The organism is Sunxiuqinia sp. sy24, from assembly GCF_052677165.1.
The window spans coordinates 94,843-119,756 of the sequence record NZ_JBQYLH010000018.1 but is presented as its reverse complement, the minus strand read 5'-3'; the positions used below and the strand labels follow the sequence as shown (position 1 = coordinate 119,756).

Genomic DNA, 24,914 nt, shown 5'->3' with positions numbered 1-24,914 from the left:
AGTTCATTGATCGGTAAAAAAGAATATAAAGCAAAGATGATAATAATTTTTACTCCACCGGAAATTTATACTGATCCGTGAATATAGTAACCTGATATTTTGCCTATAGAGCAATTCTGTAATCATTAAGCTAAACTCCTTCTTGTCTTTATAAGGAATCAAACAAACTACTCTCCGTATTGCAGCTTTTTAGACGTTCATATATTCAGAAGCAGATTACCCCTACCGGCATAGAGAAAATTGATTTCCCCCCAATACGGGAGGCTTAAAACGAATCTTATTTGAAGTTGGATGTATTGAGCAGAAATGTTTAAGTGCTCTCTCTCCTGTAGCTTTTAAATAAAAAAAACCGCTCTCAAAAAGAAAGCGGTTTTATAGTAGTTTTAAGTTTAAAACTTACAGAGCAATGACTTCACCCAGATAAGTACTGTTAGATACCTCTGACTGGTTTTCGTTTTGAAATGCGATGTAGCAGCTCAATTCATCACCGGAAAAAGTAGCAGGCACCGTGACTACCTGACTTCCGCTAGTGCGTGTATTACCACCCCAGCACCCCATCGATGCCATGGCTATGGTCCTCATGTATCACCAAGCTTTTCATCTCACCAAGGATAAAGATTACCTGAACAGGCTGTATACTTCCTTTTTTATGGTTCTTGAGCGAAAACGACCTGCGCATGAGTTTGTATGACTTTGGAAATCACGGCCGTTGCGATGGATTTGAAAATCATGGAGTTAACCGTAACCAGAGAGCCGAAAGTTCGCTGGACTATTTAATTTCACATTTGACGGTGTTACAGGTTCATGAGGAATTCCACAAGTCAGAATAATTTAATATTTTGCCGATCGCTATTTCGTCGGCAAAGTGCTTTTTTTCTGATAGGTAGACAGCATGGATGAAAACAAAATACGGTCGAACAGATAGAGACAGTAACGGATTTTGGTATATGGATTTAGTGCCTTTTTTTCATTTTCAGCAATCTCCTCTGCTCTATGTAAAAAGGTTTCCAGAACATCATTCAATTCACTTTCAGTGAACTCCTTTTTTATATCCAGGATTTCTTGCACAAAGCCATCAACTTTAAATTCAATAAAGTTATGTTCAGGAAAATACTTCAAGGCTACAAATAGAAACCGGAAAACATCCAATGGTTTATCATTCTCAATGGCACCACCTTCTTTTATCCGGTCACTGATCTTTTTTTCCTCCAGAGCGATTTCATCATCTATCCGAAGAAATTCATCATCAGCAATTTCAAATAAAGCAGACAAGCGGTTAATTCTTCGTTTCAGACTTTGCGGAATGCTCTTCTTGTATTTGATTTTATGGTCCAATACACTCCAGGCATCCTGAATAACTGTTCTTATTTGCAACTCGAAGCGAATATTTGCATAGGGAGCAAATTGTGTTTTTTTGCTGTATTTGTCATTTAGGGAGAGATCAAGATGCAAACTTTTATAACCGAATTTATCATCGGTACTTTCTATCTGGACGGTTTTATCGGTAATAGCAACTTCCTTGAAATATTTACTCAGTCCCTTCCGGATAATATTTACGTCCCGCAGGTAAAGACACACAACCCGAATCCCTATAAAATCGGACAAAGAATCAAAAATTCGATAATCCTTCTTTCCAGAAGTAATATCTGGTAAATATTTCCGGTCAAATTTGCTCAGGCACTCATCATAATCTTTAATCCTTCCTGAAACATACTCTACGTTTGGCAGCGATTCAATACGTTTGATTAGAAATGTCAAGGCCGAGTTATAATACGCTAAATTAGCGTGATAATACTTCTTGAATTCTTCTATTTTGAGATCAATGTTGTTCATAAGTTAAATTGCTGGATATGAAAATAGCATTATTCGGGTACATCAGAATATCTAGCAAATCAATCCCGATACCACTGAATATAAATCAATCCGTCTTTAAAAGTTGTTCACGTACCTGCAGCAATTCCTGACGATGCTTTGCGGTAGTTTCAGGATAAGCCATCTTAAGTTCGTTGAATGCATCAAGTACAATATGAGAAACAATTAATCGGGCATTCTCCTTGTCGTCGGCCGGGATAATATACCATGGAGCATGCTGTGTGCTTGTTTCGTTTAGGCAAAACTCAAAAGCATCCATGTATTTGTCCCAGTATTTGCGCTCGTCCGTATCGGCAATACTGAATTTCCAGTTTTTATCCGGATCATCAATGCGTTGGATGAAACGCTCGCGTTGTTCATCTTTCGAGAGGTGCAGGAAAAACTTCATAACTCGGGTTCCATTTCGGTAAAGGTGTTCCTCCAGATCAACAATGGAGCGATAGCGTTCGTCCCAAATGGTCGTCAAATTAAGCGATTCATCCGGCAACCCCTGCCCTTTCAGAATCTCCGGATGCACCCGTACGATAAGCACTTCTTCGTAATAGGAACGATTGAAAATGCCGATTCGTCCACGTTCCGGCAAACACTTCGTTGTACGCCAGAGAAAATCGTGTTTTAGTTCCTCCATGCTTGGCTCTTTAAAACTAAAAACCTGGCACGATTGTGGATTAATTCCGGACATGACATGCCGGATAACACCATCTTTACCCGCAGCATCCATCCCTTGAAAAATCAGGAGAACGGCGTAACGCCCCGACGCATAGTGTAGGCGTTGTAGCTTGCTAATTTCTTCAACCTGTTTCTCGAGAAATTTTTCATACTGCTTTTTCGACTTGAAAAAAGGTTCTACGCGCGTCGGATAGCCTTTTAGCTTAACCTGTTCTCCGGGCTTCACCCGAAATTCATTCGATTTGATTTTCATTCTTATTCAGCTATTGATCCATATTTTGTGTGTACGGACTTACTTCCTAATTTGTGCCTGAATTTTTCGGATTAACGGAACAGAGAACCGATTGGGAGTAATGCGAGAGACCAAAACAAAAAATTTATTGATCAAGCCAGGAACTGATCTTGAATATCCGGATAGCATGTCATGATAACCGCAAAGAGCCACTTTTGCTGGATCAGCAGGTGAAAGAAAACTGGCCCTACTCTGCTTTTCCTTCGAATTTTTTGCTGTTATTTTTTGAAAATTTGTCTTGGTTTGTCCGGGACAAAGAACGGTTACCGTTACTCCTGTCCCTTTTACTTCATTGGCAAGCGCTTCGGAAAGAGACAAGATATAAGCTTTTGTGGCGTAATATACTGCCATCAATGGTCCAGGTTGAAAAGCGGCTACTGAGGATACATTTAATATTTTTCCGCTTTTCACTTTAATCATGTCTTTCAATAGAAGTTTGGTAAGGTGAGTCATCGTCAGAATATGCATGTAAATCATCGATTCTTCCAGTTTCCATGCTGTTTCAGAGAAAAAACCATATAAACCAAATCCCGCATTGTTGATAAGCACATCAATATTTCTACCCTTTATTTGCTCGTGGATTAGTTCAGCACATCTGGGCTGACGCAAATCACAAATTATTGTGTCTACTCGAACCTGATATCTAGCTCTTATCCTTTGTTTTGCGGCTATCAGTTTCTCTTCATCAATGTCGACTAAGATTAAATCAAAGGAATCCTTAGCCAGCAAATTTGAAAATTCAAATCCCAAGCCAGAAGCAGCACCAGTAACTAATCCTGTCATTACCATATTTCTATTCATTTTAGAAGCTGTAATTTGCAATCGGTTTCCCACGCTCAAAGTAAGTATCAGCTAAAGAAATGTCTCTTGAAACTTATAAAGGGCGGAATAAGATCCTTACTATTTTGAGCTTATGGGATGTTCCAATATGTATTTAGTCAAAAGCGAATTCAGCGATTCCAAATAGCTTTTTAGTTGATTAATTGTTACTCCTAAATCTCTTTCATCTGAAATTTCACCTGGTATTTCTTCTAGGAATATGGTCAACTCAGGATAATAATCCCGTATCACCATGGTCATTCTCAGAATTTCTGAGTTCAGATCCTTTACTACTTCCCGATATCCATCTTTATGATCCTTATCGTTTGTTTGGGTATTGATTCCGATATAACACATTCAATGTTGATTTTAGTATTAATTCTGGTCGGTCTGGCACTAGTGCACCTTACTTCCTATCATCATTAATTCCCTGGAGAATAATACTTCAGGGCCTCAGGCATAAACTGCTTTAACTTTTTTAACCGTGTGGCATCGGAAGGATGTGTGCTTAGAAATTCAGGCGGATTGGCTCCACCAGCTTCTGACATTCGCTGCCAAAAGGGAATTGCTTCCCGAGGGTCATAACCAGCCATGGCGGCAAATATCAACCCATACTGATCAGCTTCTGTTTCCTGCTGTCTCGACCAAGGCAGCAACGCGCCCAACTGGCTTCCAATTCCATAGGACATTAAAAACAGGTCTTGTGTTTCCTGTGGCTTTTGAGATAAAGCAACCTGTAGTGCCGCACCTCCCAATTGTTGAACTAACCCTTGGCTCATTCGCTCTGCTCCATGCTTAGCTACAGCATGAGCAATCTCATGCCCTACAACAATAGCAAGAGCTGTTTCATTCTGTGTTACAGGCAACAGTCCGGTGTAAACGACCACCTTACCACCAGGCATACACCAGGCATTAACCTCTTTCCCATCAATGGTATTAAACTCCCACTGGTATCCTTCCAACACCGATTCTTGTCCTTGTTCAGTATAGAATACGGTTATTGCTTTCGAAATCCGGGCACCAACACGATCAACCATGGCCGCTTCCCCATTACTGGATCGTAAGACCTTGTTTTCATCCAAAAATGTGTTGTATTGATCAATGGCCATTAGTTGTAATTCCGATTCCTGCACTAAACTCAGCTGGTTACGGCCTGTTACCAGATTCATTGCACATCCTGCTAAAACAATAGCAAAAAATGCGAATAGCAGCCTGTTCTTCATCCTCTTTAAATTTTTAAAATTTACATTTACAACGTCATACAATCTGAATACGAATAAGATTATTTCGCACTCAGATAAACATTACAGACTGAACATGAGCACTACAGCGGCCTACACGCTCCCTATAACGGACAAAAAAATCTCCGAAATTGAATTTTCAGCCGCTCGTAAGAACAAAGTTAGGGCCTGTCACTGGATTCCATCTTACAGAACTTTTGAAAAGAATTACATCATTCACACATTTTCAGGGCTCAGGTAATTTTATGAGCTGCCTGGATTATCCATTGGAAATTCAAGATTCGAAATGCGGCATGTTGAAACCCAATTGGTACAACAGGTTTGAAAATATGGTGTAGCAACAAGGCAAGCTCGTGGCAAACCACGAGGAATTATCCTACGAATAAAGCTTGAATAATATTGATGATATAAAGAAACCCGTCGACAAAGCTTTGTGACCTTTAAGCCAGTAATTTTCCATTATTGAGCTTATTGAAAAAGACAGCTCGGCTATGTTCAAGAACAGTTTCACGCTTTAAATTTGGAAATATCGATTGCGGACAAAAGACATTCCTGCTTATCCTCAATGACTACTCCTTCCAAATAAACCGAGCGTAAATCATTTTGATTGGCTACCATCGTCACCTTGCTCGACTCAGTTATTTTACCCTCGAAGAAAATTCTCAAACACTGGTAGTGACTCGTTGGAAACGAATAGTTCGAATTTGGCACTTATCAACTTAAAGCACTACCCACCACGCAGTTGGACTCCTGTGGAATTCAAATCGCAGATCAGGCCCTCATCGTCAAGTGTAAATTACCCCATTGGAGCAACATCAAACAACATGGTGTATTTTTTCAAGGCCAATTCTGCTGTCTCGTCTGCCTGTCGAAGCTCTTCGTATTGCATTTCCAGTTCAATTTGGTGCACAAGCAATTCATGTACCAGCTTTTCTACCTCAATTTCCGTCTCAGGTTTAACCATTTTGTGGAATCTTTCATCCAGTTGCTCTTCGGCCTTCTGCCTTAGCATTCGGTCACTAGTCGAATTCATTTTTTTTGCTACTCATGGGTTTCCTGTATTAATTTTCATTGTTTTAGCGAAACTCATCTTCGTATAAACTGAACTGCAAAGCATTAAAGAGTCTTCAAGATAGACATTTTCAAAAGACGAACAGAGTCTATTATTTTTCATGCTTTTCTAAGTCAGATAACCTGGATAGATGAGGACTTAACCGCCCCTCCTCTTTAAAATTGGCATTCAGAAACGTTTGTACCAGCCTCCAGCATTGCTCATAGGTTGAATTTACTTGCTGATCCAAACACATCAGGTTCATATCGATATTTACGACTCCATGTTTAGCCGAGAAGTTTTCTGTAATCAGGGCAGCACGAACGCCAGCTACCTTATTGGCAGCAATACCGGCTCCAACACCATCATTGCTAATCGCCACCCCACGCACAACCACTCTTTTAGCAACCGCCATCGCTAAAGGTACCACAAAATTCATGTAATCGTATCCATTGACGGCCTCATAGGTACCAAAGTCAGCCACCGAATACCCTGCCGCCTTAAGTTCAGCTATAAGCTGAGTTTTCAAGTTAAATCCAGAATGATTTGCTGCAATACCAACAGTTAGCTTTCGTTTTCTGCCCAATCTCCTTTTTGCGATACTATAATTGATTACTTTCATTTTCAATGCAATATTTGGGGCTTGATCAGGCCGATGAATTATAAAAATTGATCATTTTTTCTTTCTAAAAACTAAAAAGCCGATGAAAAAACCAACTGCTAAACCAATAAATACGGGGTCCCAATTCCAATTGGACATATCTGTCATCCCATTTTCATGCATCATCCCAGTATTCCTTTCACAGCCTGAAATTAAGGTCATAAACAGCATGGAGTAAAATATCCTTTTGCTTACTGTCGTCATTGTCTTTATGTTCTCAGTTTAGTCCCTCTCTTATTTATGCTAATTCAATGCAATTTTCAAGATCAGGCATGATTGCTTCAGCCTGTTTTAAACGTTATCCCGATATATATATCCGTCCGTTACCAGCAATCATGCAAAGTTTAGGGTTAAATCATTCACACATTTTTCCAGAAAACACCCAACTTCCGATGCTGATGGTCATTCATTTTGCCAGTCGGAAACAACTGCATGCCCTTTTTTGTCTCCATTGATATTCAAGTCTCTTCAGTTATTATGCCGTATTTTCGTTGCCATATTCGTTTTATCAGCCTCTTATAGATGGGCGCATCCTCAACAGGCTTGGGCAAATAAGCTTCATGCCCGTCTTCATAAGCAAAAGGCCAAAGTTCTTGGGCTGCTATTTTATCGGCATGCCAGAGTGTGATCACTGCTGCACTCCCTTCTTCATGTCTGATATGCCGGGTGTATTCCCCTGAAGGATCATGCGTAATAATCAGGTTGAAATATTGTGCCGGCAATAGGTCCAGTATCGCTTGCCCAACTCATTTTCATCCAAAGGGTGCTGGTCTGGCCCATCATCCAAATCTCCCATGATCCCTTCTGCTTTAAGCTCTTTTAATACCTTATAAAAATTTGTTGCACGCTCCGTGTCACTTCCTCTGCATAGCGATACAATAAAACAATTCCACGATGGATGGCTCAGAACTGTGCCACCTGCCCACAGCGTTTCATCGTCTGGGTGGGCAACAATAACGGCAACGTTTTTAGAACCTATTTCATCCATTTACTTAACGTATCAATTGCTTCCTTCTCTCTCGCGATAAAAGTCTTTCACAAAAGCCTGCTGCTGATTTTCTGTCAGTTTATCAGCCGACATAACTTCAAATTTTATTTTTTCAAATTGACGGTCATCTTTTAACAAGTTGAATAATTCGTTTTTTGCATGCGTTGGTCCAAACAGAAGAACTTCTTTATAATCAGTTATGATATCACCTATTTTTTTGTAAAAGTCGGTCTGTTGATTCTGCTCCTTATTATGCATCAAACTTTCATCCATTCTCAGATTTTCCACCTGCTCGGGAAAGGCAGGAACTAACTCTAACGAAATGGTTACTACTTTATCATTTGAATATTCCATGATGTTGGCTGTTGAGTGATCCATCCAAATGCCTAACTGCTTTGCTGATTTCATTTCGATTTATTTTTAATGATTAATAATCTCATTACAGAAGAACCCGCTATTAATTCTGTCAAAATCAGAATTTATTTTTTTGTTAGAATAATCAATACCGGTATCGTTGTATATAGTAAAACCCTATCTGTAACACTTCCCATGGCCGTGTTTTCAAACCACTTTCGACTATGCGAGCCCATAACAATAACATCTGCATTAATACCTCTTGCTACTGCTAAAATCGATTCTGCAAAATCACCTTCTTTTGTTTGTGTTTGAATCCTATCGTCACCCAAATATCGCTTTGTATTGTCTAAGAATTCTCTGGATATTTCATCCGGCTGAAGGTCTTCTTCTACAAATCTGTGGCTTGTATCCAAATGCCCGGCAAATCCTAAGATGGTAATCCTTCCAATTGAAGTATAATATAACGGATCTGCAATTACATGCAGTAAAGTAACTTTTGCCTTCATCGTTTTGGCGAACAAAAATCCTTCATCTGCCACTTTCTGAGCACTTGGATCATAATCCAAGTCAATCAATACTTGTTTTGCTTTAACTGTCATCCGAACCCAATTTTTATTTTTTCCAACTATATCGCTAGCACCTTCCTGCATTCTGCTAAGCAAAAACAACTTGATTAAAAGCACAGTGCAAATCTCAACAAGAACAAATAAGCACAAGTCAGCACAGCTATACTTGTATAGCTTTAGAGTAATATCATCTCGACCATTTAGACCAAATTTTGTCCTCATGATAGAATCATGATAAAGCTATTTCAATTAACCTCTATGCACATTCGACATCAGTGTTTCTTAACGGTTTCACGGTGAAATAGAATTCGAAGAAGCACAATAAATCCGGCTACTGGTAAAAGAATATCAATGTACCTGAAGGAATGAAACCCTAAGGTTATAATAGCCCACAGGAGAACAAGTAATCCAGCAATAATGTAAGGTGAACTTTTCATGACTTTTGCTTTTTACTGACTTACAAAGAATGACGGATATGATGAAATTAGCTGTCAATCGATTTCTGAAACTAATGACGACATCAGTTCATTTTAAAATCTATCCGTTGTTAATACAACCTGGCGGCTAGGATATTGAACATTGATCTCCGACTCGGTTGTTATAAATACTTTCACAGGTTGATACGAAGACACGGTCTCCATGGTAGCCTGCAGTTTACTTGAAAAGAGTGCGGTTGAACTCACTAATTGTCCCAGGTTTTCAGTCTCACCCTGATCGGTTTCCATCCAAACAACATAGGTTAGTTTAGTCTTTTCCATCCTTTCAATTTCTGCCAAATTATTTACACTAATCTTAACGTGATAATTCTTGTTACTATCGCTTTTAACCTTCACATAGCCCTCTGCTGCAGGGACAATTGTTGAAATATTAAATTTTATCTTTTTGGCAGATGAATTCAAGGGCGAAAAAAGAAGAACTAAAAAGAAACCTATGAGTATCATCTTCATTTTGCTTAGAGTTGTTACTATTTTCATCTTATTCGATTTAATTTGCTGTAAATACTAGATTGCACAATCAAAGGTAATGCTCAAAAAGCCCAATACTGTTACACAATTAGCTATAAGAGTTACATCATTCACACGTTTGTGCGGTATGAAAAAGCAGTTCTGTAAGATACTTGGCATCATGAAAAGTAGTTGGTCATGGACATTTATCTCTTACGAAGTATCTGGACATCTGGCACCAAGGAAATGGATTAAGACGCTTTTCCTGGTCCGCTCTCCAATGAAGATTTTATCGGTTTTATATAAATAGTAGCGTTTCCGCTTCCCCAATCTCGAAATCCCGGAGTCCGGAACCAATCGAGTTCAATGAATCGATTACAAAGTAAAACGCCACACACCTCTTAAGCATGGCAATAATAAACACTGCCCGATCTTAAGCGAACCATTACTACTCAAAATCGGGCACTTTAAGCAGACTGACCAATCTGAATACACCGTGCTTGTGCACCTCGCATTGAGCGATTAGCAAATCAGGCTATTCCATTTTATCGAATCTTCTTAAACCAGATTCGCCAAACTAGCTTGCTTCCTTCTCAATGAGGTCTGAAACTTCTTCCTTAAATCGTTCAGTTATGCTATCAAGTGATTGGTCGAACTTTTCTTTTAATACTTCGACTTTGGCTTCTCCCTTTTTCAATCTTATTTTTCGGGTTCTTTTATCTTTAGACGGGGCAAATAAAGCTCCGGTCAAAGCACCGGCTGCTGCACCAATAACCAAGCCAGCCAATGCGCCTAACAATACTTTTATTGAGCTCATCGTTCAAGTTTTAACTGATGGGTTTAAAAAATTCGTTTTCGTCCTTGAATAAGGTTAAGTATTACTGCAATAATTGCAATAACCAGGAGAATATGTATGATGCCCCCTGTGTGATACCCAAGGTATCCGATTGCCCATCCTATAACCAGGATTACGGCAATGATGTAAAGTAAATTTCCCATGATTCTTTGTTTTAACTCGTTTTTATGTCCCATTGCATACTGGCCCCAATGCTATCTTCGTATCTGGCTTGGGCCATCTTAAGAGTCAATTAAGTACCTGCTTAATATTCGAGTCAATCGTACTAAAATTCACCCCCTTCTTCTTCCACGAAAAATCATAGCTTGTAACCAATTGTGGTTTCCAAGTCTTAGCGAATAGCTTTGTTCGTTGAAGATTGAAGGTTTTGTTATTTTGAAAAGTACCGAGGCTCATGATTATCGTATCTTTTTAATTTCAGCTTATTTTACATTGTCTTCAGTAAAATCAGCCAGGGCTTTGCCAAGCTTATCCATGTCGCTTTTGAATTCCGATTTGAATTCCTGCCATTTGTCGGCTCCCTCTTCGTTGTACTCTCCCAATTTCATTTTCAGCTCACTGTTTGTTTGTTCCAGTTCGGCCACTGCTTTTTCATAGTTAGCTTTAGTGGCTTCGTTCCCTTTTTCAATTTTTAGTTTGAATGCAGCAATCGTTTTTTCGTTGGCACTGATGATCAAATCCGTTTCCGTTTTAAATTGTTGGATCGAATCTTGCAATGCTTTGTTTAGTTCCTGTTGAGCATCGATTACCTCCATTTTAGCGTCCTGCACATTTTCCTGTGCGCTCTTCACTTTTTCAGATGACGACTGGCAACTGATCAATAGCGTACCTGCTAAAAACAGGGCAAAAGTGAAGATTGAAATTTCATTTTTCATAGTATTCAATTTTAAGACTGCAATTCAAGTATTGCATCGTCAAAGTTACTTCACTTTATCACCTGAACCATTACACAACTTTAGCAATAAGTTACATCATTCACACATTGCCTTTCCCCGCTTTTATTTTCCGAAGCCTTCATTTAAATCTGAATATTCTGAAAACTACCCAACACGCCAAATACATTCAGCAACCAAATCACAAGAATAATCACGACAACTGCGTTCAGCATACCCTTTATCGTGCGTTGCACGAGAATATAGCTATCCTCCTTCCAATTCCCCGCTCAATCCATTTCAAGTACGAATCTTTTTATCCATAAAAATGGTAATCATGCCCCCTGCAATCAACACAATGCCAACGACAGGCGGCCATTGAACGACATGATTCCTTTCTTTTGTTATTTCAATCGGACCAATATCGACCACTTTTTCCTTGGTGATATAATTAAATCCGGTGTATGCAATCATCATGATTCCAATGATGATGAGCACAATGGCAGATTTCTTTTTCAACGTGTTCGTTTTATCAATATGACGGTTTTTTTTTAGATCAAAAGCTATTTTTCAATTAGCTTACAGCGCAGAGGCTTCACTCCTATTTTGTTTTCTCCGGAGTAAGTTCTTTCAGCGATTTTTCAAGTTCTCCCATGTCATAATTGAATTCGTTCATAAACGATGTCCATTCATATGCTCCGGCATCTTTATAATTAGCCAGGGAACTCTTCAGATCATTGTTTCTTTGTTCTAATGTGGAAATCTTTTCCTTGCATGCATCGTCCATTTTGTCAAGTTTAATCTGTTTTTCCTTAAAATCGGCAATACATTTCTCATTGTTTGCAAGTTTCAGATCAGCCTCTTTCTTGAAGTTATGGAATTCAGAAACGGAATCCATATGCGTTTTCATCATCTCCATATTGTGGCCGGCAGTATCTTTATAGGCCTTCATCAAACCCATTTCATGTTTAACGGAGTCTTTCTGAGTTTCCTGCAATTCAACCTTGGCTTTTAGTGCCTTTTTATTGGTTTCCTGTCCATATGATATAGAAACAGAGCCGACCATTAAGGCTGCCAGCATCATACTAAAAATTAATTTTTTCATTGGATTGTGTATTAAGTGAATAACTAACTATAGCGTAAAGGTATCCTTCACGTAGTCCAAAAGCATTACATAATTCAGGATAAGAGTTACATCATTCACACATTCGCATGCGCATAAAGAGCTCATGAGCAGCAGCTAAGGGATGGCAAAAACAGAAAAGCGTTGAATAACGATAAGAGTTGCCTTTAACGCTACAACTTCGATTTTTTCAATTCATTCAGAAGTTCACGTAAATCAACTGTTGCATAAGTCGATGCATAATCCGACATGGCGTAGGGAATAATCAAATCGTTATTCTGAATTATGGATCCACAGGAATAAACAACATTGGGAACATAGCCTTCACGCTCTTCAGCATTGGGCATCAACAAGGGGGTCCTCAATCTGCCAATTTCTTTTACCGGATTTTGCAGATCAAACAGCGAGGCTCCCAGCACATATTCACGCATAGGTCCTACCCCATGTGTAATAACCAACCACCCTTCGGGCGTTTCTACAGGTGATCCACAATTTCCGATTTGAATCAATTCCCATGGGAATTTGGGTTGCTGTAATAATCTAGCTTCGCGCCAAATATTAATATTATCCGAAAAAGCGATGTAATTATTAAACCCATCTAAGCGGCAAAGCATGGCATAGCTGCCATTTACCTTGCGCGGGAAAAGCGCCATACCTTTATTTTGAGCAATTTCGCCATGAAGCGGCAAAACCCGAATATGATAAAAATCCTTGGTATCCAACATCTCTGGCAAGATGGTTTTGCCATCATAAGCCGTATACGTAGCATAATAAGTCACTTCCTTATTATCATCTGTAAACTTCACAAAACGAGCATCTTCAATACCGTTTTGTTCATTGGCTGATACCGGAAAAATAACTCGTTCCGAAATATTTGTATCCATTGAAAAATCAAGTTCGTAATGCGACGAAGCCAACCAGTTGATTTGGTTAAACAAGATTTCTTTATCCGAAGTAAGGTGTAACGATTTTCTTGCCTCTTCAATGCAACGCCGCAACTCTTCATAGGTGAATTTTGGATATGCAACAAAAAACTGTACGGCTAGTTAAGAGTTACGCTGCTATTCTTTGATTATTATTTAGTTGTTCAAATTCGTTTATTGTTTTGTACCCTAAAGCCGAATGCCTTCTTCGTTTGTTGTACCAGGTTTCGATCCACCGAAACAAGGATAATTGGGCTTGTTCCTGATCGAGAAAGCTCCGTTGATAGACCAACTCCACTTTTATCGTTTTAAAGAAGCTTTCGGCCACAGCATTGTCCCAGCAGTTACCTTTACGGCTCATACTGCGGGCAACCAGCTGCTCGCGTTCCAATAGATTGGTGAAAGCATTGCAGGCATACTGGATACCACGGTCTGAATGAAAGATTAGTTCATTCGTAATCAAACGATTCTTTACGGCCATTCTCCATGCAGGAATCGTTGTTTCTTCCGCACGCATGCCTTTGCTCATCGCCCAGCCAATCACTTTACGATCAAACAAATCAATAATGACAGTCAAGTACATCCAGTCTTTGTTGGTTCTGATATAGGTAATATCGGAAACCCAAACTTGGGCAGGGGCAGAAACCGAAAAGTTCTGGTTTAACAGGTTGGGAGCGATCGGATAGTTGTGTCTGGAGTCGGTTGTCGCTTTGAACTTTCGTTTCCGCTTGGCTTGCAGTCCTGCAGCGTTCATAATTCGGGCCGTGCGAGGACGTGACACCTTGTGTCCTAAGGCGCGAAGTTCTTCGCTCATCCGCGGGCTTCCATAGCTTTGACCACTATCCTGAAAAATCCGTTTAATTTCGACCAATAACTTTTGGTTTTCATTCCAACGGTTTGACTCTCCGTTCTGAAGCCAGTGGTAATAACCGCTTTTGCTTATTTTGAATACTTTACACATCATCCGGGTAGAAAACCGGTTGCGGTGATCACTTATAAATTGGTAGATTTCCCATCGTTCACGGAGAAGATGCTGATTGCCTTTTTTAGGATATCCCGTTCCATTCTGGCTGCTCGAAGCTCTTTCTGTAAGCGGGCATTTTCTCGCTCCAAATCCGTCATCTTTGGATTCCCGTAACCTGGAAAACTATTGTCTTTATACTGACTAAATTCCTTACGCCACCGATAAAGTAATGCTCGGTCGATTCCTAGTTCATCTGCAATCTCGCTGGCATTCCCGCTTGCATAGGATAGCTCTACGGCTTTTTTCTTAAATTCTTTGTCAAACTTCTTTCTCATAGGACTCATAATGTAGGTGAATAAAATAATACTTAACCTATCGTCCAGTCAAATGTAGCAACTCCAAAAACTTGTGAACTTTCATTTTAAAACGCAAGTATTAGCCACACGGAAGAAGCAATTCTCACCCGAGTTTATTCTTGCAGAAAATGAGCTTTGATGCAAGTAAAATTCTTTTTTTTTGATGAACTTTGGAAAACATGAAATCAAACCAACTCCATCAAAACGATCAGGTCATCCACAGCTGGGAAGAGCTGTGCGAAGAGGTATATCAAGAATCATGGAAACCGCATTTAAGTCGCTATCGTTCCGACTACGCCTTTCGCGGACTATCGGATTCCAGCTACGAACTAAAAAACAGTTTCCTGCGCAATTGCGGCCATCGCCCGGATCTGGAATATCACTTGTTGCGTAATTTTCGTAAGTACAGCCTTTCGAAAGACGCCCAACTCAGCGCATCCTTCTGGCGTTCGCTGGTCATGGCACAACACCACGGCCTCCCAACCCGCTTACTCGACTGGACCTACTCTCCTTTCATAGCCATGCACTTTGCTACAGCCAACACTGAGAAATATAATCTGGACGGCGTAATTTGGAAAGTCGATTTTGTCAAGGTCAACAAACTGGTTTCCGAGCCCATGAATCGTTTGCTATGCGAAGAAAAATGCAATGCTTTCACGGTCGAAATGCTGGAAGAAAGCATCATGTCCTTATCTGATTTTGATAAAAAGCTGAATAAAGAACAAGTGATCTTCTTTGAGCCGCCCTCCATCGACCAGCGCATTGTAAACCAATACGCTTTCTTTTCGGTGATGAGCCAATCGACCAGTATCATGGATGAATGGCTGGTGAATCATCCCGAACTCTACCGACGAATCATCATCCCTAAAGAATTAAAATGGGAAGTGCGTGACAAGCTGGATCAGGCTAACATTACCGAACGAGTCCTTTTCCCGGGACTGGACGGTCTGGCGACGTGGCTGAAGAGGCATTACAAGCCAGTTCCTGGCGATGAAATTATGGACTAACCCATTGATTTTGAACTACCCAGTCTACAAATACTTCTTCAAACTATGGCTAAAGGCACTATTTTCATTGGAAAGTGCTCTCCGATAATGAGGCTTTAATTCTTCCGGTCCGTTTTCAACCAAATAAGAATACGAGGTAAAGTTGAGCAAATCCAGATCATTGTAATCATTTCCAATTCCGAAAGTCATATGGTGCTGAATACGCTTCTGTTCGCATAAAAACTTCACGGCATTGCCTTTAGAAACATCCTTGTGAAAGATTTCCATCCAAATGTAATCGGTGTCCAAAGGCGAACTGGTACGCACCACCTTAATATCATCAAAGCGGGCTTCGAGTTGTTGCTTTGTTTGAAGAAAAGCTTCCGGATCATTCGGGAAAATTACCAGAAACTGACAAGCATTGCTTTCCAGCTTTTGGTTAGCAGGAAGCTCTTCAGAAACCGAATTATGGAAATCAAAATACCGGTCAAACTCTTCGCACGATTGATTTCCCCGGTAAAACCAGCAGCGAAAATTATCAGGAACGGCGCGAAACAGGTGAAAGTTCATGTCGCCATCAATCAGAAAACGGATAATTTCTTCCGTTGTTTCCCGTTTTAAATTCTGCCGATACACCAGTTTCCGGTTTTTCCAATCATAAATACCGGCTCCGGACGAAAACGCCACATAATCAAAAGGCAGATGATCGGGCAACACTTCCAGCACTTTCTTGAAGTTACGACCAGTAGCCACCACACGCAGCACCTGGCGCTCACCCAGCACCTCAAGCATCTGAATATCTTCGTCACTAATCGACTTATCATTTTTCAAAAAAGTGCCATCCAAATCGGTGGCCACTAAACGAATATCTTTCATCATTTCAATCCAATAACTGGTAACTACTCATTTGTACAGGGGCGTTTAAAGAAGGCAAAACCTTTTCCAACAAAATCCCTTCCGTTGCCCGTCCATTATACCCAAAGGTGGCTCGCACGCCCAATGCAATAAACTGAACCGCCCGATCGAGCGCTATCGGCAAGCTGTCGCCTTGCAGCAACGAACCAACCATTACACTGGCAAAAGCATCGCCGGTTCCCGGATAATGTGCCGGAATATAATCGCAACTCACCCTCCAAAAACGGTTGTCTTTTTTATTAAACGCCACAACGGAGGTATTGTTATTTTTCATTTGGTCGGGCACGCTTGTGATGATTACTTTTTCAGGTCCCATTTCTGCCAGTCGCCTGGCCCATTGCTTAATTTCCGATAATTCAATTGCAAGTTGATGCTCCTCGCCAAGCAAGAATGCCGCTTCAGTCAGGTTAGGTGTAATCACATCGGCCAGTGTTACCAACTCTTTCATCTTTGTTACCATAGCCGGGGTATAAGCTGAATAAAGCGCACCATTATCGCCTAAAACCGGATCGACAACAACCAAAGGCTTATTGCCTGAAAAATCACGAATAAACTGTTTAACGGTATCCACCTGTTCGGCCGCCCCCAGATAGCCCGAATAGATGGCATCAAAATCAAGCTGAAGCCGTTTCCAGTGATTAATCATGGGCTGCAATTCCTTGGTCAAATCCACAGTGTGAAAGTCATCATAAGCACTATGAGACGACAACACAGCCGTTGGCAAAGGGCAAACCTGAACACCCATAGACGACAGAATCGGAATAACAACCGTCAAGGAAGCCCGTCCAAAACCACTTAAATCATGAATTGCGGCTATCCGCGGAACTGAATTTCTCATACTATTTGGCTTGCATTAAACGAGATTAAACTTCTTCCAATTAAACAATCATTACGCCGAAAAGATGAAACACGGATGCGAATACTCCGGAATTGAACAAATTAGTTGACTTCCACAATAGTGATTCCGGCGCCACCAAACTGAACATGCTCGTCGCGGTAGGATTGGACAACAGGATCGGCGCCTAAAAAGCTCCGAATCATTTCCCGCAGGATCCCATTTCCTTTCCCGTGCAGAATTCGAAGCTCATGCACATCCAGCATGATCGCTTCGTCTAAAAAAGCCTGAATATTGGTGATGGCTTCATCGGCGCGCTGCCCGCGAACGTCAATTTCGGGTCTGAAGGTATTACGTTTTTCTGATAATTTCCGATGCACATTGGGCAAGGTTTTATTGGTTCCGCGCAGTTCCTTTTTTGCCTCGTTGTTACTCACCTTCGTCAACTTTTTCCGATTAACAGAGGTTCGCAACTGTCCAAAAGCAACCACCACATTTTTGTCACCAATTTCCAGAATCTCACCAATGCTGCTCTGCCCTTCCATCTTCACTTTGTCACCAGGCTCCAGCTCCTCTCTCGCTTTTTTAGGTGCTGCTTTGGGCTTTTCCTTTTGTTCGGGGCGACGCTGGTTGCGGCGGCTCTCCTTTTCTTTAAGCTTCTGAATTTTTTTATTGATCCATTCATCATTCTCTTCCTCGGGTTCCTCCACCGCTTCTTTAAATGTAGAAAGCTGCTTACGAATAGCCTTTGTTTTCTCTTTCTCTGCCTGACTTTCCCGAATTTCGCGAATGGTATTTTCTACTTTTTGATTGGCTTCAGCCAGCACACGAGCAGCGTCTTCCTTCGCTTCAGCAATAATTTGCTTACGCTGCTTGGCCAAATCGCTTAAATCCAACTCATACTTTTCAGCCAGGTCGTCCAAACTGCGCTCTACCTTGCGAATGCGCATGCGTTTGGATTCCCAATACCGCTTATCCCGCACAATGTCCCGCAAGTGTTTATCAAAGTTGATATGATCCTTCCCTACTTTTTCAGTAGCATCCTCCAAAATAAATTCTGGCATCCCAATCTTTCGGGCTATTTCGAAAGCAAAAGAACTTCCCGGCTTTCCAATCTGCAATTGAAAGAGCGGTTCCATCCGATGGTTGTCATAGAGCATAGCACCGTTTTCAATGCCTTCAGCCGACGAAGCAAAGTGCTTGAGGTTAGTATAATGTGTTGTAATCACGCCAAAAGTACGCTCTTTGTTGAGCTGATCCAGGATAGCTTCCGCGATGGCTCCGCCAATCATCGGTTCTGTTCCGGTTCCGAACTCATCAATCAGCACCAGGGTACGGTCATTCGCAAACTTCAGAAAGTGTTTCATATTCATCAAATGCGAACTGTAGGTACTCAAGTCATTTTCGATGGATTGCTCATCGCCGATATCGATGAAAAGCTGATCGAAAACCCCGGCCCGGCTGGCCTCATCAACCGGGATCAACAAGCCACACTGCAGCATATACTGCAGCAGACCAACCGTTTTCAAGCAAACGGATTTTCCCCCTGCATTGGGACCCGAAATCAACAACAGGTGCTTCTCCGGATTCAGTTCAATATTCAAGGGAATAACCGGACGTTTTTCCCGATCCAGAGTCATGCGCAGCAAGGGATGAATGGCTTTCTCCCATAATAATAGCGGTCCTGGCTCCATTAAAGGTTTGATCGCATCCATCCGCTGACCCAGGCGCGCTTTGGCACGAATAAAATCGACCGTTCCCAAAAAATCGTACAAGCCAAACAAATCGTTGAGGTAAGGCCTGATATCATTCGAAAACTCAATCAGAATACGCACGATCTCACGTTTTTCGGCATACTCCAATTCCCGAATTTCATTGTTGATTTCCACAACTTCAGCGGGTTCAACATAAGCTGTTTTTCCAGTAGCCGATTCATCATGAACGATACCATTCATCCGCCGTTTCATGGCCGAAGAAACCGGAATTACAGGGCGACCGTCACGAATAGAAACAGACGTATCTTCATCCACCAGGCCGTCGCGCTGCGCCTGCCTTAAAATACTGTGCAAGCGTTTAGAAACATTACTTTGCTTACTCAACAATTCGCGACGAATGCGCCCGAGTTCCGGTGATGCCTGATCTTTTATTTTTCCGTGTTGGGTGATAATTTGATCAATTCGGTCCTTGAGATAAGGAAAAACCTGAATAGGACGAACCAATTTCTTCAAGTTGGGGTAAAGTTCCTCTTTTTGCTGACTCAAAAAACGAACAACCGCAGTAATGGTTTCCAGCGATCGCTTCAAGTCAAATAATTCATTCACTTCCAGAAATCGTCCTTCGGTTTGAATTTTGGACAGCGATTGGCGTAAATCAAAATAATAATTGGTTGGGAAATTGTCGTTTTCCTCCATCAAGCGAGCAAATTCGTCGGCATAAGCCAACTCTTGCTGAATGGTATCATAGTTCGTTAAGAAGCTAATTTCATCGACCCGGTCTTTTCCGAGCGATCCAAGACAGTTTTCTTTCAATAAGCTTCGAACCCGATCGAAACCAATTTTTGATTCAAAATTTTGAGGATATATTTTTGCCATTACCTTTAATTGTTTGGCAAAAATAGAAAGATGTGAGGTCTAACAACAAAATCTTAGTTAAAATCTTTTAGGATTTGAAGAAATTCATGAATCCGAAAAGGTTTCAGCATCGAAGCATTCATCCCTGAATCGAGACATGCTCTCATTTCGTGATCGGTATCGCTTCCGGTTAAAGCAACAATGATCGCCTGACTATCAAGCGCTTGTTCTTTTTCATAATCTCGAATTTTTTTGGTTGCCTCGTAACCATCCATAATAGGCATCCGGCCATCCATCAGAATAATGTCATAGTGCTTTTCACAATACATTCTATAAGCCTCCATCCCATTGTTTGCCAAATCAATTTCACCCATTGTGTTCCTTAAAGACATGGCAACAACCCGTTGATTGATTGTACTGTCATCAACAACTAAGAGAGATAGTTTATCTAAATTGTTTTTCATAATTATCAAAAAAAAGTAAGACAAAAGTAAATTAATTTATAAATACTCCTATTTCCCACCAAAAAAATCTGAATACTCCCTCCAAAAGGCATTCACTTCCGATTTCATCTCTTTACGCAGCATCAGAATACCAATCAAGTTAGGAATGGTCATCATCGCAATGGTTATTCCTGAGAATGTCCAGATAATGGTTGTATCCATAAATGAGGCAAAAAAGAAACAGACAACATACACAATCCTGTAATAGATTTCCCCTTTAATTCCGAAGAGAAAAGTTACTGCCCGCCCCCCATAATAAGACCACGAGATAGCTGTTGAAAAAGCAAATAACAATAGACCAACAGCTACAATGTATCGTCCATAATCGCCAAACCAACTCTTAGTAAAAGCTTCAGTTGTGAGAGGAGCACTATGGATTAACGATTTTCCGATGATTACCGCCCCATTGTCCAACGGAATATGTCCATCGGTTACGGTCAGCATACCTGAATACGTCTTTCCGTCCATACTAACACGCACGTCATCGGCCACCGAACGGGCATGTAAAACAGTTACGTCCCCCTGCAGTTTTCCATCAACCACTTGCAATTCTCCTGAATACAAAGGCAACTCCCCTTTCCCCAGCAAAAAATCCGCAATTTGATCCCGGTCAACCGCCTTAGCCTCGTCATAGCTTCCGGCCAGAATTTCAAGATCAGCCGCCTGAAACTGATTATCCATTTTTTCAGTCCAAACTCCGGACGAAAGAATCACCAGCCCCGTTAGCATGCAAATAATAATCGTATCAATAAACGGCTCGAGCAAAGCCACTAAGCCCTCTGAAACAGGCTCGTGAGCCCTGGCTGCCGCGTGGGCAATAGGTGCCGAACCTTGTCCTGCTTCGTTAGAAAACAGCCCCCGATTAACGCCTCGATTAAAGGCAAAAGCAAAGCTTGCACCCAAAAAGCCACCGGCTGCTGATGTTCCGGTGAACAGATCGCTAAAAACAGAGACAAGCGATGGAATAATATTTTGATAGTTGAAGAGTATTACGGCAATGGCACCTACAAAATAAATAACAGCCATAATTGGCACCAAGCGGGAAGTTACTTTTGCGATGCGCTTAATTCCACCAATGATTACAAATCCAAGCAATACGGCTAATATCGCACCCGTCAAAACCTTATTGACGCCAAAAGTTGCATGAACCGAATTCGCTATGGAGTTGATCTGTGGAAGGTTTCCCGTTCCAAAGGAAGAAAAGATGGTAGCCACAGCAAACAAGCCTGCCAGCCATTTCATATTCAACCTGTTTTTCATATAATACATGGGACCACCGGCCATTGTTCCATCCGCTGTTTTTTCGCGATACTTGTGCGAAAGTGTTACTTCAACAAACTTGGTGGTCATCCCCAACAAAGCTGTTACCAGCATCCAGAAAAGCGCAGCAGGTCCACCTAGGTGAATAGCCAACGCAACCCCGGCAATATTCCCGGTACCCACCGTCCCCGAAAGTGCAGTTGTTAGCGCCTGGAAATGCGAAGTATCTCCTTCATCCCCCTCCCTGTCAAACTTCCCCCGAACAATCCTAAAAGCAGACTTCAGGTATCGAAATTGTGGAAATCGTAAATAAAAGGTAAAAAACAGGCCAGTGCCCAATAATAAGAAAACAAACCACTGGCTTCCGCCAATATATCCGTCAATAAGAGAGAGAATCTCGTTCAGTTTATTCATCGTTTTTGTTTAGCTTGGAGCACTAAATATAACACATCGTTTACTTTTGTTAAAATTAAATAGCAAAAACCCCCGATTTTTATCAAATCGTAACATTTAGAGCTGATTCACCTCGAATAATTTAATGCAGAAATCTCCGGGAAAGCAGATTGCAAATCATTTTTTTCCATAAATTTGCTTCTAAACAATTAAGCAAAAAAGCTATGCTACCAAAATTCTTACTTGCAGACAATTCTCAGGAAACACCTGACACTATTTTCGTGGTTCACACGGTAGAACCTAAATTCATTGTTGAAAGCGACATTGAAGACTTCTGGTCCAACCAGGTTGTTCACTGGTTAAGCGACGCTCCTGAATCAGAAAAGCTGATAAAGCAATTACTGGAAGAAGCCGAAGAATACCTTGAAGCGGAATTCGAGAGTCAGGAAAATCTTTTTGACGAAGAAGACTAATCCCAATGGAAATAATTGACGGACCCAAAAAACGGTTAACCCGTTCGAACAACAAAATGATCGCTGGCGTTATTGCTGGCCTTGCAGAGTACTTTAGTATCGACCCGTCGTTATTACGGGTGATTTATGTTGTGGTATCTGTCCTTAGCGCCGGTTTTCCCGGCCTATTAATTTATCTCATTTGCTGGATATTTATCCCACAGCAAAATTAACTTTGGGCAACATCTTTCAAACTAAGCTGTATTCGTTTTCGGGCGATATCCACTTCGGTTACTTTTACTTTCACATGCTCGTGGAGTTTAACCACCTCATTGGGATCGCTAACGAAACGATCAGCTAGTTGAGAGATATGCACCAATCCATCCTGTTTCACGCCCAAATCAACAAAAGCCCCAAACTTGGTAATATTAGTTACAATGCCTGGAAGAACCATACCTTCGTGCAAGTCTTCAATCTTGAAAATGCCACTGGCGAACTCAAACACTTTGATATTTTTTCGGGGATCACGGCCCGGCTTGGCCAATTCTTTCTGAATATCTTTTAAGGTAGGTAATCCCACCGATTCTGTTTGGTACTTCTCCAACACCAACGACTTTTGCAAGTCTTCCGACTGCATTAGATCTGCAATGCTGCATTTTAGGTCTTTGGCCATTTGCTCAACTACATGGTAAGATTCTGGATGAACGGCCGAATTGTCCAACGGATTTTTGGCATCAGCAATGCGCAAAAAGCCAGCCGACTGCTCGTAACCCTTCGCTCCCATTCGCGGCACTTTCAGCAATTCTTTCCGGGTTTTGAACGCGCCGTTTTCCTTCCGGTAATCCACAATATTTTGAGCCAATTGTGGCCCTAGTCCCGAGATGTAGGTCAACAAGTGTTTGGAGGCTGTATTAACGTTGACGCCAACCTTATTAACGGCCGATTCAACCACCGTATCCAGGCTATTTTTCAGTAACTTTTGATCTACATCGTGCTGATATTGCCCAACACCAATGGATTTGGGATCAATCTTCACCAACTCAGCCAGTGGATCCATCAGACGGCGCCCAATAGAAACGGCTCCGCGTACTGTCACGTCATAGCTTGGAAACTCCTCGCGAGCCACCTTTGATGCAGAGTAAATCGACGCACCATCTTCAGAAACCACAAAAACTTTGATGTCGCGGTCATAGTGCAATTTCTTGATAAAATGCTCGGTTTCACGGCTGGCTGTTCCGTTGCCAATCGCGATAGCTTCAATGTGATAAGCTCCAACCAACGAAGTTATTTTCCGTGCCGATTGCTTGATTTCTTCCTGCGGCTTGTTCGGATATATGGTTTCGTTGTGTAACAAGTTTCCCTGCTCATCCAAACAAACCAGCTTACATCCCGTGCGATAGCCAGGATCGATTGCCAGCACCCGCTTTTGTCCGAGAGGTGCTGCAAGCAGCAATTGACGAAGGTTTTCGGCAAAAACCTGAATTGCTTCCTGATCGGCTTTCAATTTTGCGGCTTGTGCAAATTCGGTTTCTATAGCAGACGAAAGGAGACGCTTGTAGCTATCCTTAACAGCCAACTTAACTTGTTCTCCACTGGCATTGCCCGAACGAACAAAAAAGCGATTCAGTCGCTCCAAAACAAACTCTTCATCCGGCGATACTGAAATCCGCAAGATGCCCTCGTTCTCTCCTCTTCGCATGGCCAACAAGCGGTGCGAAGGACAACGCCTCAAAGGCTCTTCCCATTCAAAATAATCGCGGTATTTTACGCCTTCTTCCTCTTTCCCCTTAATCAGTTTGCTTTTAATCATTGCTCCCTGCGCAAAAGCCTGGCGCACCATATTTCGTGCTTTTTCATTTTCATTTACCCATTCAGCAATAATATCGCGGGCTCCGGCCAAAGCATCGTCCACTGATTCTACCTCACCTTTTACAAACGCATAAGCCCGGTTTTCCACATCGCGCTCATCCTGCTTAATGATAATTTGGGCCAGTGGTTCCAATCCCTTTTCACGCGCAATGGTAGCTTTGGTTTTCCGTTTGGGCTTATAAGGCAAGTAAATATCTTCCAACTCTGTGGCATCAAAACAATTTTCAATACGCGCTTTCAACTCTTTGGTCAGCAGCTCTTGCTCCTCAATGGTTTTCAGGATGGTTTCCTTTCGCTTGGTCAATTCTTCCAAACGTGCTTTCGCGTCCTTAATATCGCCAATCTGAACTTCATCCAGGCTTCCGGTCATCTCCTTCCGATAGCGAGAAATAAATGGCACCGTAGCCCCTTCATCCAGCAGTTTGATCGTATTTTGAACCTGCCCGATTGGTAACTGAAATTGGCCTGCGATTCGTTGTATGAGTTGCGTATTCATGTTTCTAAAATTTGGCTAGCGAAGATAATTGTTTTTTGCCGTCATCCCTTGTTTCATGCGGAAGAATTGCTGATGATCTGG

The 24,914-nt window shown here is 41.5% G+C and carries 30 protein-coding genes; 3 read left to right on the top strand and 27 right to left on the bottom strand.

Going from position 1 to position 24,914, the window contains the following annotated elements; all coding sequences use genetic code 11:
* Window positions 1–396: 396 nt before the first annotated feature.
* The 21 genes from ACUNWA_RS15580 to ACUNWA_RS15480 all read right to left on the bottom strand — a co-directional run bounded on the left by ACUNWA_RS15580 (window position 397) and on the right by ACUNWA_RS15480 (window position 14,542).
* A complete protein-coding gene (locus ACUNWA_RS15580; RefSeq protein WP_445592849.1) occupies window positions 397–582 on the bottom strand; it encodes a DUF6266 family protein in 186 nt (61 codons plus the stop codon).
* A 267-nt stretch (window positions 583–849) separates the two neighbouring features.
* Window positions 850–1,833, bottom strand: coding sequence for a GTP pyrophosphokinase (locus ACUNWA_RS15575; RefSeq protein ID WP_445592848.1), 984 nt, complete (start codon window positions 1,831–1,833; stop codon window positions 850–852).
* An 85-nt stretch (window positions 1,834–1,918) separates the two neighbouring features.
* Complete coding sequence (locus ACUNWA_RS15570) at window positions 1,919–2,794, bottom strand: ADP-polyphosphate phosphotransferase (RefSeq protein WP_445592847.1); 876 nt, start codon at window positions 2,792–2,794, stop codon at window positions 1,919–1,921.
* A gap of 39 nt (window positions 2,795–2,833) precedes the next feature.
* Window positions 2,834–3,655, bottom strand: a complete 822-nt coding sequence (locus ACUNWA_RS15565; protein WP_445592846.1) for an SDR family NAD(P)-dependent oxidoreductase — start codon at window positions 3,653–3,655, stop codon at window positions 2,834–2,836.
* Between the two features lie 78 nt (window positions 3,656–3,733).
* Window positions 3,734–4,009 carry a hypothetical protein gene (locus ACUNWA_RS15560; RefSeq protein ID WP_445592845.1) on the bottom strand — a complete coding sequence of 92 codons (276 nt, stop codon included), beginning with the start codon at window positions 4,007–4,009 and terminating at the stop codon, window positions 3,734–3,736.
* Window positions 4,010–4,074: 65 nt separating this feature from the next.
* Window positions 4,075–4,875, bottom strand: coding sequence for a M48 family metallopeptidase (locus ACUNWA_RS15555; RefSeq protein WP_445592844.1), 801 nt, complete (start codon window positions 4,873–4,875; stop codon window positions 4,075–4,077).
* 814 nt (window positions 4,876–5,689) lie between these two features.
* The gene (locus ACUNWA_RS15550; RefSeq protein ID WP_445592843.1) at window positions 5,690–5,926 is read right to left on the bottom strand and encodes a hypothetical protein; all 237 of its coding nucleotides are present in this window, start codon (window positions 5,924–5,926) and stop codon (window positions 5,690–5,692) included.
* Window positions 5,927–6,056: 130 nt separating this feature from the next.
* On the bottom strand, window positions 6,057–6,566 hold the full coding sequence (locus tag ACUNWA_RS15545) for an RpiB/LacA/LacB family sugar-phosphate isomerase (protein ID WP_445592842.1): 510 nt from the start codon (window positions 6,564–6,566) through the stop codon (window positions 6,057–6,059).
* Between the two features lie 736 nt (window positions 6,567–7,302).
* On the bottom strand, window positions 7,303–7,593 hold the full coding sequence (locus tag ACUNWA_RS15540) for a hypothetical protein (RefSeq protein ID WP_445592841.1): 291 nt from the start codon (window positions 7,591–7,593) through the stop codon (window positions 7,303–7,305).
* Between the two features lie 12 nt (window positions 7,594–7,605).
* A complete protein-coding gene (locus ACUNWA_RS15535) occupies window positions 7,606–8,001 on the bottom strand; it encodes a hypothetical protein (RefSeq protein ID WP_445592840.1) in 396 nt (131 codons plus the stop codon).
* Window positions 8,002–8,072: 71 nt separating this feature from the next.
* Complete coding sequence (locus ACUNWA_RS15530) at window positions 8,073–8,738, bottom strand: universal stress protein (protein ID WP_445592839.1); 666 nt, start codon at window positions 8,736–8,738, stop codon at window positions 8,073–8,075.
* A 50-nt stretch (window positions 8,739–8,788) separates the two neighbouring features.
* Window positions 8,789–8,953, bottom strand: a complete 165-nt coding sequence (locus ACUNWA_RS15525) for a hypothetical protein (RefSeq protein WP_445592838.1) — start codon at window positions 8,951–8,953, stop codon at window positions 8,789–8,791.
* Window positions 8,954–9,046: 93 nt separating this feature from the next.
* Window positions 9,047–9,490, bottom strand: coding sequence for a hypothetical protein (locus ACUNWA_RS15520; protein WP_445592837.1), 444 nt, complete (start codon window positions 9,488–9,490; stop codon window positions 9,047–9,049).
* Window positions 9,491–10,037: 547 nt separating this feature from the next.
* Window positions 10,038–10,277, bottom strand: a complete 240-nt coding sequence (locus ACUNWA_RS15515; protein WP_445592836.1) for a YtxH domain-containing protein — start codon at window positions 10,275–10,277, stop codon at window positions 10,038–10,040.
* A 23-nt stretch (window positions 10,278–10,300) separates the two neighbouring features.
* On the bottom strand, window positions 10,301–10,459 hold the full coding sequence (locus tag ACUNWA_RS15510; RefSeq protein WP_445592835.1) for a lmo0937 family membrane protein: 159 nt from the start codon (window positions 10,457–10,459) through the stop codon (window positions 10,301–10,303).
* A 279-nt stretch (window positions 10,460–10,738) separates the two neighbouring features.
* Window positions 10,739–11,191, bottom strand: a complete 453-nt coding sequence (locus tag ACUNWA_RS15505; RefSeq protein ID WP_445592834.1) for a hypothetical protein — start codon at window positions 11,189–11,191, stop codon at window positions 10,739–10,741.
* A 143-nt stretch (window positions 11,192–11,334) separates the two neighbouring features.
* Complete coding sequence (locus tag ACUNWA_RS15500; protein ID WP_445592833.1) at window positions 11,335–11,445, bottom strand: Thivi_2564 family membrane protein; 111 nt, start codon at window positions 11,443–11,445, stop codon at window positions 11,335–11,337.
* Between the two features lie 43 nt (window positions 11,446–11,488).
* Entirely contained in the window at window positions 11,489–11,707 is a 219-nt protein-coding gene (locus ACUNWA_RS15495; protein WP_445592832.1) for a hypothetical protein, read from the bottom strand.
* A gap of 82 nt (window positions 11,708–11,789) precedes the next feature.
* Window positions 11,790–12,293, bottom strand: a complete 504-nt coding sequence (locus ACUNWA_RS15490) for a hypothetical protein (protein WP_445592831.1) — start codon at window positions 12,291–12,293, stop codon at window positions 11,790–11,792.
* A 191-nt stretch (window positions 12,294–12,484) separates the two neighbouring features.
* On the bottom strand, window positions 12,485–13,195 hold the full coding sequence (locus tag ACUNWA_RS15485) for a glycoside hydrolase family 130 protein (protein ID WP_445592830.1): 711 nt from the start codon (window positions 13,193–13,195) through the stop codon (window positions 12,485–12,487).
* Window positions 13,196–13,364: 169 nt separating this feature from the next.
* Window positions 13,365–14,542, bottom strand: a protein-coding gene (locus tag ACUNWA_RS15480) for an IS3 family transposase (RefSeq protein ID WP_445592829.1) whose coding sequence is annotated in 2 segments (ribosomal slippage) — window positions 13,365–14,284 and window positions 14,284–14,542 — 1,179 coding nt in all. Because the reading frame shifts where the segments join, the coding sequence is not laid out codon by codon here.
* Between the two features lie 191 nt (window positions 14,543–14,733).
* On the opposite strand from ACUNWA_RS15480, the gene ACUNWA_RS15475 reads away from it, so the two are divergent.
* Window positions 14,734–15,561, top strand: a complete 828-nt coding sequence (locus ACUNWA_RS15475) for an FRG domain-containing protein (protein WP_445592828.1) — start codon at window positions 14,734–14,736, stop codon at window positions 15,559–15,561.
* A gap of 24 nt (window positions 15,562–15,585) precedes the next feature.
* On the opposite strand, the gene ACUNWA_RS15470 is transcribed toward ACUNWA_RS15475, so the two are convergent.
* The 5 genes from ACUNWA_RS15470 to ACUNWA_RS15450 form a co-directional block, all read right to left on the bottom strand.
* Window positions 15,586–16,419, bottom strand: a complete 834-nt coding sequence (locus ACUNWA_RS15470) for an HAD-IIB family hydrolase (protein ID WP_445592827.1) — start codon at window positions 16,417–16,419, stop codon at window positions 15,586–15,588.
* A 1-nt stretch (window position 16,420) separates the two neighbouring features.
* The gene (locus ACUNWA_RS15465) at window positions 16,421–17,293 is read right to left on the bottom strand and encodes a pyridoxamine kinase (protein WP_445592826.1); all 873 of its coding nucleotides are present in this window, start codon (window positions 17,291–17,293) and stop codon (window positions 16,421–16,423) included.
* 101 nt (window positions 17,294–17,394) lie between these two features.
* Window positions 17,395–19,881, bottom strand: a complete 2,487-nt coding sequence (locus ACUNWA_RS15460; protein ID WP_445592825.1) for an endonuclease MutS2 — start codon at window positions 19,879–19,881, stop codon at window positions 17,395–17,397.
* Between the two features lie 53 nt (window positions 19,882–19,934).
* Entirely contained in the window at window positions 19,935–20,324 is a 390-nt protein-coding gene (locus ACUNWA_RS15455) for a response regulator (RefSeq protein ID WP_445592824.1), read from the bottom strand.
* 48 nt (window positions 20,325–20,372) lie between these two features.
* Window positions 20,373–22,037 (bottom strand): alanine/glycine:cation symporter family protein, encoded by a 1,665-nt coding sequence (locus ACUNWA_RS15450; protein WP_445592823.1) that lies wholly within the window; start codon window positions 22,035–22,037, stop codon window positions 20,373–20,375.
* Between the two features lie 203 nt (window positions 22,038–22,240).
* On the opposite strand from ACUNWA_RS15450, the gene ACUNWA_RS15445 reads away from it, so the two are divergent.
* Both ACUNWA_RS15445 and ACUNWA_RS15440 read left to right on the top strand, forming a co-directional pair.
* Window positions 22,241–22,489 (top strand): hypothetical protein, encoded by a 249-nt coding sequence (locus ACUNWA_RS15445; protein ID WP_445592822.1) that lies wholly within the window; start codon window positions 22,241–22,243, stop codon window positions 22,487–22,489.
* 5 nt (window positions 22,490–22,494) lie between these two features.
* Window positions 22,495–22,701, top strand: coding sequence for a PspC domain-containing protein (locus ACUNWA_RS15440; RefSeq protein WP_445592821.1), 207 nt, complete (start codon window positions 22,495–22,497; stop codon window positions 22,699–22,701).
* Here ACUNWA_RS15440 and ACUNWA_RS15435 read toward each other — a convergent pair.
* Complete coding sequence (locus tag ACUNWA_RS15435; RefSeq protein ID WP_445592820.1) at window positions 22,698–24,833, bottom strand: Tex family protein; 2,136 nt, start codon at window positions 24,831–24,833, stop codon at window positions 22,698–22,700. The genes ACUNWA_RS15440 and ACUNWA_RS15435 overlap by 4 nt on opposite strands.
* Window positions 24,834–24,914: the final 81 nt, after the last annotated feature.

Excerpts from the sequence above, each read along its gene's own strand:
- ACUNWA_RS15450 (WP_445592823.1), bottom strand. The coding sequence starts at position 22,037 with ATGAATAAACTGAACGAGATTCTCTCTCTTATTGACGGATATATTGGC.
- ACUNWA_RS15510 (WP_445592835.1), bottom strand. The coding sequence starts at position 10,459 with ATGGGAAATTTACTTTACATCATTGCCGTAATCCTGGTTATAGGATGG.
- ACUNWA_RS15505 (WP_445592834.1), bottom strand. The coding sequence starts at position 11,191 with ATGAAAAATGAAATTTCAATCTTCACTTTTGCCCTGTTTTTAGCAGGT.
- ACUNWA_RS15535 (WP_445592840.1), bottom strand. The coding sequence starts at position 8,001 with ATGAAATCAGCAAAGCAGTTAGGCATTTGGATGGATCACTCAACAGCC.
- ACUNWA_RS15575 (WP_445592848.1), bottom strand. The coding sequence starts at position 1,833 with ATGAACAACATTGATCTCAAAATAGAAGAATTCAAGAAGTATTATCAC.
- ACUNWA_RS15470 (WP_445592827.1), bottom strand. The coding sequence starts at position 16,419 with ATGATGAAAGATATTCGTTTAGTGGCCACCGATTTGGATGGCACTTTT.
- ACUNWA_RS15540 (WP_445592841.1), bottom strand. The coding sequence starts at position 7,593 with ATGGATGAAATAGGTTCTAAAAACGTTGCCGTTATTGTTGCCCACCCA.
- ACUNWA_RS15445 (WP_445592822.1), top strand. The coding sequence starts at position 22,241 with ATGCTACCAAAATTCTTACTTGCAGACAATTCTCAGGAAACACCTGAC.
- ACUNWA_RS15570 (WP_445592847.1), bottom strand. The coding sequence starts at position 2,794 with ATGAAAATCAAATCGAATGAATTTCGGGTGAAGCCCGGAGAACAGGTT.
- ACUNWA_RS15555 (WP_445592844.1), bottom strand. The coding sequence starts at position 4,875 with ATGAAGAACAGGCTGCTATTCGCATTTTTTGCTATTGTTTTAGCAGGA.
- ACUNWA_RS15435 (WP_445592820.1), bottom strand. The coding sequence starts at position 24,833 with ATGAATACGCAACTCATACAACGAATCGCAGGCCAATTTCAGTTACCA.
- ACUNWA_RS15520 (WP_445592837.1), bottom strand. The coding sequence starts at position 9,490 with ATGAAAATAGTAACAACTCTAAGCAAAATGAAGATGATACTCATAGGT.
- ACUNWA_RS15560 (WP_445592845.1), bottom strand. The coding sequence starts at position 4,009 with ATGTGTTATATCGGAATCAATACCCAAACAAACGATAAGGATCATAAA.
- ACUNWA_RS15525 (WP_445592838.1), bottom strand. The coding sequence starts at position 8,953 with ATGAAAAGTTCACCTTACATTATTGCTGGATTACTTGTTCTCCTGTGG.
- ACUNWA_RS15490 (WP_445592831.1), bottom strand. The coding sequence starts at position 12,293 with ATGAAAAAATTAATTTTTAGTATGATGCTGGCAGCCTTAATGGTCGGC.
- ACUNWA_RS15465 (WP_445592826.1), bottom strand. The coding sequence starts at position 17,293 with ATGAGAAATTCAGTTCCGCGGATAGCCGCAATTCATGATTTAAGTGGT.
- ACUNWA_RS15440 (WP_445592821.1), top strand. The coding sequence starts at position 22,495 with ATGGAAATAATTGACGGACCCAAAAAACGGTTAACCCGTTCGAACAAC.
- ACUNWA_RS15515 (WP_445592836.1), bottom strand. The coding sequence starts at position 10,277 with ATGAGCTCAATAAAAGTATTGTTAGGCGCATTGGCTGGCTTGGTTATT.
- ACUNWA_RS15550 (WP_445592843.1), bottom strand. The coding sequence starts at position 5,926 with ATGAATTCGACTAGTGACCGAATGCTAAGGCAGAAGGCCGAAGAGCAA.
- ACUNWA_RS15545 (WP_445592842.1), bottom strand. The coding sequence starts at position 6,566 with ATGAAAGTAATCAATTATAGTATCGCAAAAAGGAGATTGGGCAGAAAA.
- ACUNWA_RS15475 (WP_445592828.1), top strand. The coding sequence starts at position 14,734 with ATGAAATCAAACCAACTCCATCAAAACGATCAGGTCATCCACAGCTGG.
- ACUNWA_RS15580 (WP_445592849.1), bottom strand. The coding sequence starts at position 582 with ATGAGGACCATAGCCATGGCATCGATGGGGTGCTGGGGTGGTAATACA.
- ACUNWA_RS15460 (WP_445592825.1), bottom strand. The coding sequence starts at position 19,881 with ATGGCAAAAATATATCCTCAAAATTTTGAATCAAAAATTGGTTTCGAT.
- ACUNWA_RS15455 (WP_445592824.1), bottom strand. The coding sequence starts at position 20,324 with ATGAAAAACAATTTAGATAAACTATCTCTCTTAGTTGTTGATGACAGT.
- ACUNWA_RS15530 (WP_445592839.1), bottom strand. The coding sequence starts at position 8,738 with ATGAGGACAAAATTTGGTCTAAATGGTCGAGATGATATTACTCTAAAG.
- ACUNWA_RS15485 (WP_445592830.1), bottom strand. The coding sequence starts at position 13,195 with ATGGATACAAATATTTCGGAACGAGTTATTTTTCCGGTATCAGCCAAT.